At 60.2% G+C, this 14,642-nt stretch carries 13 protein-coding genes and 5 tRNA genes; 12 read left to right on the top strand and 6 right to left on the bottom strand.

The window, feature by feature from the left end:
* The first annotated feature begins 170 nt into the window (after positions 1-170).
* Positions 171-1,688, top strand: coding sequence for a nucleobase:cation symporter-2 family protein (locus ACEN8E_RS19780; RefSeq protein WP_495589537.1), 1,518 nt, complete (start codon positions 171-173; stop codon positions 1,686-1,688).
* Between the two features lie 134 nt (positions 1,689-1,822).
* On the opposite strand, the gene ACEN8E_RS19775 is transcribed toward ACEN8E_RS19780, so the two are convergent.
* Positions 1,823-1,898, bottom strand: a tRNA-Asn gene (locus ACEN8E_RS19775).
* A 238-nt stretch (positions 1,899-2,136) separates the two neighbouring features.
* Here ACEN8E_RS19775 and ACEN8E_RS19770 point away from each other — a divergent pair.
* Positions 2,137-2,367 carry a hypothetical protein gene (locus tag ACEN8E_RS19770; protein ID WP_007978659.1) on the top strand — a complete coding sequence of 77 codons (231 nt, stop codon included), beginning with the start codon at positions 2,137-2,139 and terminating at the stop codon, positions 2,365-2,367.
* Here ACEN8E_RS19770 and ACEN8E_RS19765 read toward each other — a convergent pair.
* The 3 genes from ACEN8E_RS19765 to ACEN8E_RS19755 all read right to left on the bottom strand — a co-directional run bounded on the left by ACEN8E_RS19765 (position 2,364) and on the right by ACEN8E_RS19755 (position 4,245).
* Positions 2,364-2,573, bottom strand: coding sequence for a hypothetical protein (locus ACEN8E_RS19765; RefSeq protein WP_046038165.1), 210 nt, complete (start codon positions 2,571-2,573; stop codon positions 2,364-2,366). The two genes, ACEN8E_RS19770 and ACEN8E_RS19765, sit on opposite strands and share 4 nt — an antisense overlap.
* 136 nt (positions 2,574-2,709) lie before the next feature.
* Entirely contained in the window at positions 2,710-3,906 is a 1,197-nt protein-coding gene (locus ACEN8E_RS19760; RefSeq protein ID WP_429366652.1) for an amino acid aminotransferase, read from the bottom strand.
* Positions 3,907-4,053: 147 nt separating this feature from the next.
* Positions 4,054-4,245, bottom strand: a complete 192-nt coding sequence (locus ACEN8E_RS19755; RefSeq protein WP_495589536.1) for a hypothetical protein — start codon at positions 4,243-4,245, stop codon at positions 4,054-4,056.
* Here ACEN8E_RS19755 and uvrB point away from each other — a divergent pair.
* Complete coding sequence (uvrB, locus tag ACEN8E_RS19750; RefSeq protein ID WP_495589535.1) at positions 4,244-6,259, top strand: excinuclease ABC subunit UvrB; 2,016 nt, start codon at positions 4,244-4,246, stop codon at positions 6,257-6,259. The genes ACEN8E_RS19755 and uvrB overlap by 2 nt on opposite strands.
* Positions 6,260-6,362: 103 nt before the next feature.
* Here the strand turns inward: uvrB and ACEN8E_RS19745 are convergent, their stop codons facing one another.
* Entirely contained in the window at positions 6,363-7,913 is a 1,551-nt protein-coding gene (locus ACEN8E_RS19745; RefSeq protein WP_495589534.1) for an MDR family MFS transporter, read from the bottom strand.
* Positions 7,903-8,991, bottom strand: coding sequence for an HlyD family secretion protein (locus ACEN8E_RS19740; RefSeq protein WP_495589533.1), 1,089 nt, complete (start codon positions 8,989-8,991; stop codon positions 7,903-7,905). The genes ACEN8E_RS19745 and ACEN8E_RS19740 overlap by 11 nt, the downstream gene beginning before the upstream one ends.
* A 243-nt stretch (positions 8,992-9,234) precedes the next feature.
* On the opposite strand from ACEN8E_RS19740, the gene gltX reads away from it, so the two are divergent.
* From gltX to ACEN8E_RS19695, 9 genes are all read left to right on the top strand, one after another.
* Complete coding sequence (gene gltX, locus ACEN8E_RS19735; RefSeq protein WP_413705325.1) at positions 9,235-10,716, top strand: glutamate--tRNA ligase; 1,482 nt, start codon at positions 9,235-9,237, stop codon at positions 10,714-10,716.
* 203 nt (positions 10,717-10,919) lie between these two features.
* Positions 10,920-10,995, top strand: a tRNA-Ala gene (locus ACEN8E_RS19730).
* 79 nt (positions 10,996-11,074) lie between these two features.
* A tRNA-Glu gene (locus ACEN8E_RS19725) sits at positions 11,075-11,150 on the top strand.
* Positions 11,151-11,203: 53 nt separating this feature from the next.
* Positions 11,204-11,279, top strand: a tRNA-Ala gene (locus ACEN8E_RS19720).
* A gap of 80 nt (positions 11,280-11,359) precedes the next feature.
* Positions 11,360-11,435: transfer RNA gene (locus tag ACEN8E_RS19715), tRNA-Glu, on the top strand.
* A 183-nt stretch (positions 11,436-11,618) separates the two neighbouring features.
* Complete coding sequence (locus ACEN8E_RS19710) at positions 11,619-12,158, top strand: TetR/AcrR family transcriptional regulator (protein WP_495589532.1); 540 nt, start codon at positions 11,619-11,621, stop codon at positions 12,156-12,158.
* 29 nt (positions 12,159-12,187) lie between these two features.
* Entirely contained in the window at positions 12,188-13,021 is an 834-nt protein-coding gene (locus tag ACEN8E_RS19705; protein ID WP_495589531.1) for an alpha/beta fold hydrolase, read from the top strand.
* A 49-nt stretch (positions 13,022-13,070) separates the two neighbouring features.
* Complete coding sequence (locus ACEN8E_RS19700) at positions 13,071-13,505, top strand: acyl-CoA thioesterase (protein WP_495589530.1); 435 nt, start codon at positions 13,071-13,073, stop codon at positions 13,503-13,505.
* Positions 13,506-13,674: 169 nt separating this feature from the next.
* Entirely contained in the window at positions 13,675-14,634 is a 960-nt protein-coding gene (locus tag ACEN8E_RS19695) for a tRNA dihydrouridine synthase (RefSeq protein ID WP_008050845.1), read from the top strand.
* The last annotated feature ends 8 nt before the right edge of the window (positions 14,635-14,642 follow it).

Here is a 14,642-nt window from a genome sequence, read left to right as displayed (position 1 = left end):
CCCGGGAAGGGATGTGTTTCAAGGTTTCAGGCGGGGGCTGCGCTTGTGGCAACCAGGGGAAATGGACAGGTATCCATTTCGTGATCGATAAGTTGTATACAACTCTATAGACATTTGTCCTGACTATTGCATACAGTGTGCGCATAACAAAAACCAGGGAACCCCCTACCATGAAAACGCCCCATGTTTCACACCAACGGCCCGAGGACGAAAATCTTGGGATCGGCGCGAATATGGCTTATGGCCTGCAACATGTTCTGACCATGTATGGCGGTATCGTCGCGGTGCCATTGATCATCGGCCAAGCGGCCGGGCTCTCGCCGGCGGACATCGGTTTGTTGATTGCTGCTTCATTGTTTGCGGGGGGGCTGGCAACGCTGCTGCAAACCCTGGGTTTACCGTTTTTCGGTTGTCAGTTGCCGCTGGTACAGGGCGTATCCTTCTCCGGCGTCGCAACCATGGTGGCGATTGTCAGCAGTGGCGGGGAGGGCGGGTTTCAGTCGGTGCTGGGCGCGGTCATTGCGGCGTCCTTGATCGGGTTGCTGATAACCCCGGTGTTCTCGCGTATCACCAAGTTCTTCCCGCCGCTGGTGACCGGCATCGTGATTACCACCATCGGCCTGACGCTGATGCCGGTAGCCGCGCGCTGGGCCATGGGCGGTAACAGTCACGCGCCGGACTTCGGCAGCGTGGCGAATATCGGCCTGGCGGCGGTGACATTGGTGCTGGTGCTGCTGCTGAGTAAAATCGGCAGTGCGACCATCTCCCGTCTGTCGATTCTGCTGGCCATGGTCGTCGGTACGATCATCGCGGTGTTCCTCGGTATGGCGGACTTCTCGTCCGTAACCCAGGGCCCGATGTTCGGCTTCCCGACGCCGTTCCACTTCGGTATGCCGACGTTCCACTTCGCGGCGATCCTGTCGATGTGCATCGTGGTGATGGTGACGCTGGTGGAGACTTCGGCGGACATTCTTGCCGTCGGTGAGATCATCGGCACCAAGGTTGACTCCAAGCGCCTGGGCAACGGTCTGCGTGCCGACATGCTGTCGAGCATGTTCGCGCCGATCTTCGGCTCCTTCACCCAAAGCGCCTTCGCCCAGAACGTCGGGCTGGTGGCGGTCACCGGCATCAAGAGTCGCTATGTGGTGGCAACCGGCGGTCTGTTCCTGGTGCTCCTCGGCCTGCTGCCATTCATGGGGCGGGTCATTGCCGCCGTGCCGACCTCGGTGCTCGGTGGCGCCGGCATCGTGCTGTTTGGCACCGTAGCGGCCAGCGGCATTCGGACCTTGTCCAAGGTCGACTACCGCAACAACGTCAATCTGATCATTGTCGCCACCTCCATCGGCTTCGGCATGATCCCGATCGCGGCGCCGAACTTCTACGATCACTTCCCGAGCTGGTTCGCGACCATTTTCCATTCGGGCATCAGCTCTTCGGCGATCATGGCCATCGTGTTGAACCTGACCTTCAACCATCTCACTGCCGGTAACTCCGACCAGCAATCGGTCTTTGCGGCCGGTACCGAACGGGTGCTGCGTTATCAGGATCTGGCGGCGTTGCGTGAAGGTGACTATTTCAGCGACGGCAAACTGCACGATTGCGATGGCAAGGAGATTCCGGTGCTTGAATCGGAACACGGCGTGGCAGAACCACGGACGGTGCACGGCAAAAGCAGTGAACATGTCTGACGTTCACGGTGGCTGAAAAGAGCCGATCTGTTGAATAGACAGATCGGCTTTTTGCGTTTCAAGAGTTGGCTTTTCAATCGGCCACAAAAAAGCCCCTGGATCTTTCGATTCAGGGGCTCTTCGATGTTGCTGTCTGGCTCCACGACCTGGACTCGAACCAGGGACCCAGTGATTAACAGTCACTTGCTCTACCAACTGAGCTATCGCGGAATGGCGCGTATCTTACTGATTAAAAAGGGGAAGTCAAGCATCGAATAACAATTGGAGCGCATCATCGGGACGGGCGGTGGTTTGGCGGTGGTTTGGCGGCGATTGGCGGTTACCAGGATCGTCCCAGAGGTCTACCATGGCCGCCCGGAAGTGGTGACACGCGCTGCCGGCCATTCGCCGAAAAGGTACGCGCCATGAATCATCTGACCCCCACACCTCGCCACCACAGGGTGCACCCATGAGCATCTCTCAGATCAGCCTGCCCAAAGGTGTCGGCCCCCACGCCGAAAAGTTGTTCGACGCCATCACTCAAGCCGGCACTGCTGAAGCATTGAACCGCGCGGGTGGCAAGGCCGAAGGTTTTGTCCTGGGCCTGGAAAGCACCAAGGCGATCAAGAGCCAGGTCGCGGAATCGCTGTATGTCGCCTACGACGACGCTGCCAGCCAGCGTGCGACCGAACTGGCTTAACCGCCGAAGGTAATCGTGCCAAGCATCAGTTTGGCGTAGAGCGCAGTGGCACCCAATTGCACCAGCCACAGGGCCAGGCCGCCGAGGAAGACACCCGCAGCGACTTGCATTACCAGGTTGTTGCCACGTTTGGTCGGGGCGCGGGGGATGAAGTGATCCAGGTCATCCAGGTCATCGCGGTCAGCGCGCAGGTCATCGTTTTTCATGTGGGTTCTCGCAGGAATTCCAGGGTGTATACAAGCCTTTGGAGTTTAGAGGGCAGAGCCACCGCTTTGAGATAAATCTGCAACAAACAAAAAACGGGAAGCCCAAAGGCTTCCCGTTTTTCATTTCAAGGTGTCATCAGATGACTTGGACGATAGCGTCCGTCACAACCTTGATGTTGCTCTGGTTCAGCGCGGCCACGCAGATGCGGCCGGTGTCCAGGGCGTAGATGCCGAACTCGTTGCGCAGACGGTGAACCTGCTCAACGCTCAAGCCGGAGTAGGAGAACATGCCGCACTGACGACCGACGAAGCTGAAGTCGCGCTGCGGCGCCTTTTGTGCCAGCAGGTCGACCATCTGGGTGCGCATGCCACGAATGCGCAGACGCATTTCGGCCAGTTCCGCTTCCCACTGGGCACGCAATTCCGGGCTGTTCAGCACGGCTGCAACAACGCTGGCGCCGTGAGTCGGCGGGTTGGAGTAGTTGGTGCGGATAACGCGTTTGACTTGCGACAGCACGCGCGCGCTTTCTTCTTTCGATTCGCTGACGATCGACAGGGCACCAACGCGCTCGCCGTACAGCGAGAACGACTTGGAGAACGAGCTGGAGGCGAAGAAAGTCAGGCCCGACTCGGCGAACAGGCGTACGGCAGCGGCGTCTTCGTCGATGCCATCGCCGAAACCTTGATACGCCATGTCGAGGAATGGCACGTGGCCTTTGGCTTTAACCACTTCCAGGACGTTTTTCCAGTCCGCCGGGCTCAGGTCCACGCCGGTCGGGTTGTGGCAGCAGGCGTGCAGCACGATGATCGAGCCGTTTGGCAGCGCGTTCAGGTCTTCGAGCATGCCGGTACGGTTGACGTCGTGGGTCGCGGCGTCGTAGTAGCGGTAGTTCTGCACCGGGAAACCGGCGGTTTCGAACAGGGCGCGATGGTTTTCCCAGCTCGGATCGCTGATCGCCACAACGGCGTTCGGCAGCAGTTGCTTGAGGAAGTCGGCACCGATTTTCAGGGCGCCAGTACCGCCAACGGCCTGGGTGGTGATCACGCGGCCAGCGGCGATCAGCGGCGAGTCATTGCCGAACAGCAGCTTTTGCACGGCCTGGTCGTAGGCGGCAATACCGTCGATTGGCAAGTAGCCACGGGAAACGTGTTGAGCGGCACGAACGGTTTCGGCTTCGACAACGGCGCGCAGGAGTGGAATTCGCCCCTCCTCGTTGCAGTAAACACCGACCCCCAGGTTGACTTTGTTGGTGCGGGTATCTGCGTTGAATGCTTCGTTGAGGCCCAGGATTGGATCGCGTGGTGCCATTTCGACAGCGGAGAACAGGCTCATTATTGCGGCGGCTCTGAATGGAGAGTGGAGGGACGTGTCGCGCTCCAGCCGAATGCACTAGAGCGGTGCACAAACGGGGAGCTAGTATAGAGGCCATCCGCGATCAATGGCGACAGGCGATTCGGCTTTTAAGGCAAGTTTTTCCGATTATTTTGCGACCATTAGTCGAATGGCGTCGGCAAAGGTTTTGCGCGATGTAGGACGTTTGCCTTGAAAGCGCTGGCAATCGGCGCCACATTGAGCACAATCCAGTTTTTTTTCCTCGGGCGACATCGGTCGTTTGCGGTCTTTCTCGTTCGTGCCGGTTTTGCCGGCAAGAGTGATCCAGAGGTTTTTCATGTCCGAATTCCAGCTAGTCACCCGTTTCGAGCCCGCCGGCGATCAGCCGGAAGCCATCCGCCTGATGGTCGAGGGCATCGAGGCCGGGCTGGCGCACCAGACGCTGCTCGGTGTGACCGGCTCGGGCAAGACGTTCAGCATCGCCAACGTGATCGCCCAGGTGCAGCGTCCAACCCTGGTGCTGGCACCGAACAAGACCCTGGCGGCGCAGTTGTACGGTGAGTTCAAGGCGTTCTTCCCGAACAACGCGGTGGAATATTTCGTTTCCTACTACGACTACTACCAGCCTGAAGCCTACGTGCCGTCGTCGGACACCTTCATCGAGAAAGACGCCTCGATCAACGACCACATCGAACAGATGCGTTTGTCGGCAACCAAGGCATTGCTTGAGCGCAAGGACGCGATCATCGTCACCACGGTGTCCTGCATTTATGGTCTTGGCAGCCCGGAAACCTATTTGAAGATGGTGCTGCACGTGGATCGCGGTGACCGGCTCGATCAGCGTGAATTGCTGCGACGCCTGGCCGACCTGCAATACACCCGCAACGACATGGATTTTGCCCGAGCGACCTTCCGCGTGCGTGGCGATGTGATCGATGTCCATCCGGCGGAATCCGATTTTGAAGCGATCCGCATCGAGCTCTTCGACGATGAGGTGGAAAGCCTGTCGGCATTCGATCCGCTGACCGGCGAAGTCATTCGCAAGCTGCCGCGCTTCACCTTCTACCCGAAGAGCCACTACGTGACGCCACGGGAAACCCTGATGGGCGCGGTCGAAGGCATCAAGGTCGAGTTGCAGGAGCGCCTGGAATACCTGCGCTCCAACAACAAACTGGTGGAGGCCCAACGCCTGGAGCAGCGCACCCGCTTCGATCTGGAGATGATCCTCGAGCTGGGTTACTGCAATGGCATCGAAAACTATTCACGTTATCTGTCCGGTCGCGAAGCTGGCGCACCGCCGCCGACGCTTTATGACTACCTGCCGCCGGATGCCTTGCTGGTGATCGACGAATCCCACGTCAGCGTTCCGCAGGTAGGTGCCATGTACAAGGGCGACCGCTCGCGAAAAGAGACGCTGGTCGAGTACGGTTTCCGCCTGCCCTCGGCCCTGGACAACCGGCCGATGCGTTTCGATGAATGGGAAAGCATCAGCCCGCAGACGATTTTCGTCTCGGCGACTCCGGGTAACTATGAAGCCGAGCACGCCGGGCGCGTGATTGACATGGTGGTGCGTCCGACCGGGCTGGTGGACCCGCAGATCGAGATCCGCCCGGCACTGACCCAGGTCGACGACTTGCTGTCGGAAATCACCAAGCGCGTCGCTCTGGAAGAGCGAGTGCTGGTCACCACGCTGACCAAGCGCATGGCCGAGGATTTGACCGATTACCTGGCCGACCACGGTGTGCGTGTGCGCTACCTGCACTCGGACATCGACACCGTGGAGCGCGTGGAGATCATCCGCGACCTGCGCCTGGGCACTTTCGATGTGTTGGTGGGCATCAACCTGCTGCGCGAAGGTCTGGACATGCCGGAAGTCTCGCTGGTAGCGATCCTCGATGCCGACAAGGAAGGCTTCCTGCGTTCCGAGCGCTCGCTGATCCAGACCATCGGGCGCGCGGCACGTAACCTCAATGGCCGGGCGATTCTGTATGCCGACCGGATTACCGGTTCCATGGAGCGGGCGATCGGTGAAACCGAGCGTCGCCGCGACAAGCAGATCGCGTTTAACCTGGCCAACGGCATCACGCCAAAAGGCGTGTTCAAGGACGTTGCCGACATCATGGAAGGCGCCACCGTGCCCGGTTCGCGCAGCAAGAAGCGCAAGGGCATGGCCAAGGCGGCCGAGGAAAACGCCAAGTACGAGGCCGAATTGCGCTCGCCGGGTGAGATCGCCAGGCGTATCAAGGCTCTGGAAGAGAAGATGTATGCATTGGCGCGTGATCTGGAGTTTGAAGCGGCAGCGCAGATGCGCGATGAAATTGGCAAGTTGCGCGAGCGGTTGATTACGGTCTGATCTCTAGCGCTTGGCGGGCCCTCTTCGCGAGCAGGCTCGCTCCCACAGGAATTACGCTGAACCTTGTGGGAGCGAGCCTGCTCGCGAAGAGGCCGCCGCGGTCTCAATGCGCCTCGCCAGCCTTCAACCCCGCCGGCAATTTCCTGGTCAGCAACACCGCCACCATGCTGATCCCCAACGCAATCCCGACAAAATGAAACGCATCGTTATAGGCCATGATCGACGCCTGTTGATGCGCTATTTCGCTGAGCTTGCCCAGTGCCGCCGTTTCGTTGCCCAGCGTGCTGGTCAACGATGCCAGGCGCTCAGCCACCTGCGGATTGCCCGGCACGATGGATTCACGCAGGTAGTCAAAGTAGACCTTGGTCCGTGCATCCAGCAGCGTGGCGAGCAGGGCGATGCCGATGGCTCCGCCGAGGTTGCGCAGGATGTTGAACAGGCTCGACGCCGATCCCGCATCCTGGGGCAGGATGTAGGCGGTGGCGATCAGCGAGATGGTCACCATGATCAGCGGCTGCCCCAGCGCGCGGATGATCTGGATCTGGTTGAACTGTGGTCCGGCAAAGTCCGGGTTCAGCACCCCCGAAGAGAAACTCGCCAGGCCGAACAGTCCGAAACCCAGGGTGCACAGCCATTTCGGCGAAACGAATTTCATCAGCTTGGGCACCAACGGAATCAGAAACAGCTGCGGCACGCCCATCCACATGATCACTTCGCCGATCTGCAGGGCGTTGTAGTTCTGGATCTGCGCCAGGTAGAGCGGCAACAGGTAGATCGAGCCGTACAGCCCGACCCCCATCCCGACGCTGGAAATACTGGATAAGCCGAAGTTGCGGTTGCCGAGGATGCCGAGGTTGATCAGCGGATTGGGTTTGGAAAACTGCACGATCACAAAGGTGATCAGGCTGACCAGCGCGATGCTGCCCAGGGTCACGATCAGGTTCGACTCCAGCCAGTCCTTGCGGTGGCCTTCCTCCAGAAACACCTGCAGGCAACCGAGCCCGACGCCGAGGGTGAGAATGCCGGCGTAGTCGGTGCTTTTCAGCAATTCCCAGTGCGCTTCCTTCTTCTCCAGGCCGTACATCAGGCCGGCGATCATGATCAGGCCTGGCGGAATGTTGATGTAGAAGATGTATTCCCAGCCCCAGTTCTCTGTCAGCCAGCCGCCGAGGGTCGGGCCGATGGAGGGGGCGAAGGTGGCGGTCATGGCGAACATGGCCATGCCTTTGGCACGGTGGTGTTCCGGAAGCTTGATCAGGGTCAGGGTGAAAGCCAGTGGAATCAGCGCGCCGCCGGTAAACCCTTGCAGGGCGCGGAACACGATCATGCTTTCCAGGCTCCAGGCCATGGAGCAGAGCAGGGAGGCGGCGAGAAACCCGAGGGACACCCATACGGCCAGGCGCCGCGCCGACAGTAATTGCACGAGCCAGGCGGTGAGCGGGATCATGATGATTTCCGCCACCAGGTACGAGGTGGAGATCCACGAACCTTCTTCCAGGGTCGCCGACAGCGCGCCCTGGATATCCTTGAGCGAGGAATTGGTGATCTGGATGTCCAGCACCGCCATGAAGGCGCCGAGCATCACGCTCATCACCGCGATCCAGTCGCGCCGGGTCGGTTCGCCGACCGGGCGGATCAGTTGATCACCGGCCATCGTCAGGGGCGTCTTTGCTGCTCACTTTGGTGGTGACGTCGTCAGGGGCGTCCTTGATGTTCACCTTGGCGGTCACCGACATGCCCGGGCGGATCTTGCCGCGCAGCGGGTTATCGGCGGCGAAGGTCAGTTTTACCGGAATCCGTTGTACGACTTTGGTGAAGTTGCCCGTGGCATTGTCCGGCGGCAACAGGCTGAACTGTGCACCCGAGGCGGCGAACAGGCTGTCGACCCGGGCTTCGATCGGGGTGTCGCTGTAGGCGTCGAAGATCAGCTCGGCTTTCTGCCCGGGCTGCATGTGGCCGATCTGGGTTTCCTTGAAGTTGGCCTGAATCCAGATGTCTTCGTCCGGCACGATCGACAGCAGGTAGGCGCCAGCCTGCACGAATTGGCCTTCGCGGGCTGCACGCTGGCCGATCAGGCCGCTGATGGGCGCGTGGATTTCGCTGCGGGTCAGGTTCAGTTCAGCCTGGGCGAGGTCGGTCCTGGCGTTGGCGATCTGCGCGTCGAGGCGCTTGATTTCGGCGGTCAGTGCGTTGATCTGCTGGCGCTGACTTTGCGCGTCGGCCTGGGCCTTGGCCAGTTGCGAGCGGGCGATGTGGTTGTCGGCGGAGAGGGTAGTCACCCGCTCTTCCGAGATGTAACCGGGTTTACGCAAGGTCTCGGCGCGGGTCAGGTCGATCTGCGAGCGACCCAGACTGGCCTGACTGGAAGCAACTTGCGCTTCGCTGGCGGCAATCAGGCTGGCCTGCTGGGTCAGTTTGCTCTGGGCTTGCAGGCGTTCGGCCTGGCGGGTGGCGAGGGTCGCATTGGCACGGTCGACAGCGAGGCGAAAGTCGTCGCCTTCGAGTTTGATCAGCAACTGGCCTTTCTCGACATGCTGGTTGTCCTGCGCCAGCACCCGATCGATGCGCGCCCCCAATTGGCTCGACACACGGGTGATCTCGCCCTGGACATAAGCGTTGTCGGTGCTTTCATAAAAGCGCCCCTTGAAGAACCAGTGGGCAAACAGGCCCCCGCCAATCAACAGGACAATCAGCAGGAAGGTGAAGAGGCGACGCTTGAGTTGGGCAGGCATGGGGCAAACTGTAGTCGAGAAGTTGTATTAGAAGTTATCAGCAGGCAAATCTGGCATACAGCCGATAAACGGTAAATGCCATCGGCGGATATTCGGCCATTCACCGCGCCATACGGGCGTTACAGACGCAACCTTGGCTTAAATGCCCTGTTCGCTGGAGCGGGGCGGGTGTCGCCTGTTACCATTCCGCTCTTGTTTGATGTTCTGTTCGAACTTCGCTTTTAATTCTTTTCGAGACATGCCATGACCACCGTCCGCACTCGCATCGCGCCATCGCCTACCGGGGATCCCCACGTAGGGACTGCCTACATCGCCTTGTTCAACTACTGCTTTGCCAAGCAGCACGGCGGTGAGTTCATCCTGCGGATCGAAGACACCGACCAGCTGCGTTCGACCCGCGAGTCCGAACAGCAGATTTTCGACGCCTTGCGCTGGCTGGGGATCGACTGGAGCGAAGGCCCGGACGTCGGCGGCCCGCACGGTCCGTATCGTCAAAGCGAGCGCGGCGATATTTACCAGAAGTACTGCCAGCAACTGGTCGACATGGGGCACGCCTTCCCGTGCTTCTGCACCGCCGAAGAGCTGGACCAGATGCGCGCCGAGCAGATGGCTCGCGGTGAAACCCCGCGTTACGACGGCCGCGCGCTGCTACTGTCCAAGGAAGAAGTCGCCCGTCGCCTGGCGGCTGGCGAGCCGCACGTCATCCGTATGAAAGTACCAAGCGAAGGCGTTTGCGTGGTGCCGGACATGCTGCGCGGCGACGTTGAAATCCCGTGGGACCGCATGGACATGCAAGTCCTGATGAAGACCGACGGCCTGCCGACGTACTTCCTGGCCAACGTGGTCGACGACCACCTGATGGGCATCACCCACGTATTGCGCGGCGAAGAGTGGTTGCCATCGGCACCCAAGCTGATCCTGCTTTACGAGTACTTCGGCTGGGAACAACCGGAGCTGTGCTACATGCCGCTGCTGCGTAACCCGGACAAGAGCAAGCTGTCCAAGCGCAAGAACCCGACCTCGGTGACGTTCTACGAGCGCATGGGCTTCATGCCCGAAGCGATGCTCAACTACCTGGGCCGCATGGGCTGGTCGATGCCGGACGAGCGCGAGAAGTTCTCGTTGCAGGAAATGGTCGACAACTTCGACCTCAAGCGCGTGTCCCTTGGCGGGCCGATCTTCGACATCGAGAAACTGTCGTGGCTCAACGGCCAGTGGCTGCGTGACTTGCCGGTGGAAGAGTTCGCCGCACGCGTGCAGAAGTGGGCGTTCAATTCCGATTACATGATGAAGATCGCTCCGCACGTGCAAGGCCGGGTCGAAACCTTCAGCCAGGTGGCACCACTGGCCGGGTTCTTCTTTGCCGGTGGCGTGAACCCGGATGCGAAATTGTTCGAATCCAAGAAGCTGTCGGGCGATCAGGTCCGCCAACTGATGCAGTTGATCCTGTGGAAGCTCGAAAGCCTGCGTCAGTGGGAGAAGGACAGCATCACCGCGACCATTCAGGCCGTGGTCGAGTCCCTGGAGCTGAAGCTGCGTGATGCCATGCCGCTGATGTTCGCCGCGATCACAGGCCAGGCCAGCTCGGTGTCGGTGCTTGATGCGATGGAGATTCTCGGGCCGGACCTGACCCGTTTCCGTCTGCGCCAGGCCATTGACCTGTTGGGCGGCGTGTCGAAGAAAGAAAACAAAGAGTGGGAAAAGCTGTTGGGCGCTATCGCCTGACACGCTTGATGCAGGACTGATGGCCATTGCGTGCGCGCGTCGTTGGGCGCGCAGTGGTCCTCAGACCCCCGATTTTTCGGGGGGAGGGCGGTAAGTGATTGTTATGTCGGCAAAAAATTTTAAATTTTTTGAAAAATAAGTTTGACAGACTTTCGATACGCCCTTAAGATTCGCCCCGTCCTCAGCGATGACATCAACGATGAGGGGCTATAGCTCAGCTGGGAGAGCGCTTGCATGGCATGCAAGAGGTCGACGGTTCGATCCCGTCTAGCTCCACCAATTTACACTTCAAGGTCTGGCCACACCGGCCTTGAAGCGATCAACGCTCAGCGTTGATCAGTTGTACAGAAGGGTTTGCGTCCCCTTCGTCTAGTGGCCTAGGACACCGCCCTTTCACGGCGGTAACAGGGGTTCGAGTCCCCTAGGGGACGCCAGTTTTACAGAAGCGATGTTGCACGATGTCGCTCCGCCGCGAGGCGAAAAATCCGGGGCTATAGCTCAGCTGGGAGAGCGCCTGCATGGCATGCAGGAGGTCAGCGGTTCGATCCCGCTTAGCTCCACCAATTTTACAGTTCAAGGTCTGGCCACACCGGCCTTGAATCGATCAGCTCTCAGCACTGATCAGTTGTATAGAAGGGTTTGTGTCCCCTTCGTCTAGTGGCCTAGGACACCGCCCTTTCACGGCGGTAACAGGGGTTCGAGTCCCCTAGGGGACGCCACGATTACCCGCTCTGCGGGATTTATAAGGGTCATTCAATTATTGAATGGCCCTTTTGTTTGTCTGGCGTTTGGCCAAATCTCCCATTTCTTTCCAGACTGTTCTTCAGACCAGCGGTCACATCCACGACTTGCGTTAAATTATTATGAGAATAATATTCTAGTCGTAATATTCGGAGGCAACGATGAACGATAAAAAAGCTCAAACCCGCGAACGCATCCTCAAGGCTGCCAGCGCAGCGCTGATTCAGCGCGGCCCGGCCGAGCCAAGTGTGGGCGAAGTGATGGGGGCGGCGGGCCTGACGGTCGGCGGCTTCTATGCACACTTCGAAAGCAAGGACGCGATGATGCTCGAGGCGTTCAGGCAATTGCTCGGTCACCGTCGCGACCTGATTGCCGACATGGATGCGCAGTTGACCGGCGAAGAGCGTCGCGCGCTGGTGGCAGCGTTTTACCTGTCGCGCAAGCATCGTGATTCCTCCGAATCGGCCTGTCCGATCCCGGCATCGGTTGGTGAACTGGGCCGGCTGCCGGAAGCCTTTCGTGTCGCGCTCAATGAGCATGTGGAAATCATGGTCGCGCAGTTGGCGGCCAGTCCTGAAGAAACCGAAAAAGCCCTGGCCGATATGGCCTTGATGGTGGGTGGGCTGGCTCTGGCGCGGGCGCTGGGGCCGGGAGAGTTGTCCGATCGATTGCTGCGCGCCGCCAAATCGGCAGTGCGCTGACCTGAAGGCCGCGGCCTGAGGAGAATGCGATGAGCGCGTTAAAGTGGGTTCGTGGCGTTAATGGCACCTTGGGCTGGTTTGCCCCGAAACTGGTCGCTAGCAAAATGCGACTGGCCTTCATGACTCCGCGCAATCTGCCGCCCCGTGATTGGGAGCTGCCGCTGTTGGCGAGATCCGAACGCATCACCCTGCGGTTTGGCCTTTCGGCCCTGCGTTGGGGGCAAGGCCCGGCAGTGATGCTGATGCACGGCTGGGAAGGTCGGCCGACACAATTTGCCAGCCTGATCACCGCGCTGGTCGATGCCGGTTACTCGGTCGTCGCCCTGGATGGTCCGGCCCATGGCCGCTCACCCGGCAACGAGGCCAATGTGGTGTTGTTCGCCCGCGCCATGCTTGAAGCGGCTGCCGAATTGCCACCCTTGCAAGCGGTCATCGGTCACTCCATGGGTGGCGCCAGTGCCATGCTCGCGGTCCAGTTGGGCCTGCGCACCGAAACCTTGGTCACCATTGCCGCCCCGGCGCGGATCCTTGGCGTGTTGCGTGGATTCGCCCGCTATGTCGGGCTGCCACCAAAAGCCCGTTCGGCGTTCATTCGCCAGGTTGAAAATGACGTCGGCATGCGCGCCTCGACGTTGGATGTCGCTCACTATCAACTCGATATGCCCGGCCTGATTGTCCACGCCGAAGATGACAGCATGGTCTCTGTCAAGGAGTCTCAGCTGATCCACGAAGCCTGGTTCGACAGCCGTCTGCTGCGCCTACAGGAAGGTGGGCATCAGCGGGTACTGGCCGACCCGCGGGTGATTGATGGCGTGTTATCACTGCTGTCCGGTCGCAGCCTGCAATCGCGCCAATCCGCTTGAGCATCCGTTACACTGCCCCGGTCGAATCTATCTGACCGGGGAGCGGGGCATGGGCTGGGATCGGGAAACGCCATTTATCATTGATCTGCAAGTGGGCGCCGAGGACATTGACGGGTTGGGGCACGCGAACAACGCGGTCTATGTGACCTGGCTCGAACGCTGTGCCTGGCGCCACTCCCAGCGCCTTGGCCTGGATCTGGTCGAGTACCGGCGGCTGGACCGGGCGATGGCGGTGGTGCGCCACGAGATCGATTACCTGGCAGCAGCCTATGACGGCGACGAGTTGCAATTGGCGACCTGGATCGTCGATTGGGACCAGCGCCTGAAAATGACCCGGCACTTCCAGTTGAAGCGCCCCAGCGATAATTCGACGTTGCTGCGGGCGCAGACCACGTTCGTCTGCATCGAACTGTCCACGGGCAAGCCCAAGCGCATGCCGGCGGAGTTCATCGAGGGCTATGGCCCGGCGCTGCTATCGTTCTAACCAATGTAGGAGCGAGCTCGCTCGCGAAAAACCCGAGATCGCCGCGGGGTGTCAGGCTGGTCGCGTTATCGTTGACGACTATCGCGAGCAGGCTCGCTCCTACAAGGGATCTGCGGTTTCTCGCGTAATCCAGTAAACTGCCGCACGTTTTTCCTCGAGTGTGTTTTTCATGCAAATTGCTTTGGCGCCCATGGAGGGGTTGGTCGACGACATCCTGCGCGATGTGCTGACCCGCGTGGGCGGTATTGACTGGTGCGTGACCGAGTTCATTCGGGTCAACGACCAGTTGCTGACGCCTGCCTATTTCCACAAATTCGGCCCGGAGTTGCTCAACGGTGCCCGGACGGCCTCCGGCGTGCCGCTGCGTGTGCAACTGCTCGGCTCCGATCCGGTGTGCCTGGCAGAAAACGCCGCGCTGGCGTGCGAACTGGGTTCCGAAGTGATCGACCTGAACTTCGGCTGCCCGGCCAAGACCGTCAACAAATCCCGTGGTGGCGCGGTACTGCTCAAGGAACCCGAGCTGCTCAACCAGATCGTCGAACACGTTCGTCGTGCCGTTCCCGCACACATTCCGGTCACCGCCAAGATGCGCCTGGGTTTCGACAGCCCGGACGGTTCGCTGGTGTGCGCCACGGCCCTGGCCGAAGGCGGAGCGGAACATATCGTGGTGCACGCGCGGACCAAGGTGGATGGCTACAAGCCACCGGCGCACTGGGAGTGGATTCCGCGCGTGCAGGACGTGGTCAAGGTGCCGGTGTTCGCCAATGGCGACATCTGGAGCGTCGAAGACTGGCGTCGCTGCCGCGAGATCAGCGGCGTGGAAGACATCATGCTCGGCCGTGGCCTGGTGTCGCGTCCGGATCTGGCCCGGCAGATCGCCGCGGCGCGGGCCGGTGAAGAGGTGGTCGAGATGACCTGGGCCGAGTTGCTGCCGCTGATCCAGGACTTCTGGCTGCAAGCCAAGGCGCAGATGACGCCACGTCAATCGCCGGGGCGCCTGAAGCAATGGCTGGCGATGCTGACCCGTAATTATCCGGAAGCGGTAGAACTCTTCACCGTCCTGCGTCGTGAGACCGAACTGGATAACGTCTCGCGCTTGTTGGGGCTGCCGGTGGCTGAGGCCGCCTGAAACCTTTT

Source organism: Pseudomonas sp. Pseusp9, from assembly GCF_059491265.1.
This window is presented reverse-complemented; position numbering and strand designations above follow the sequence as displayed.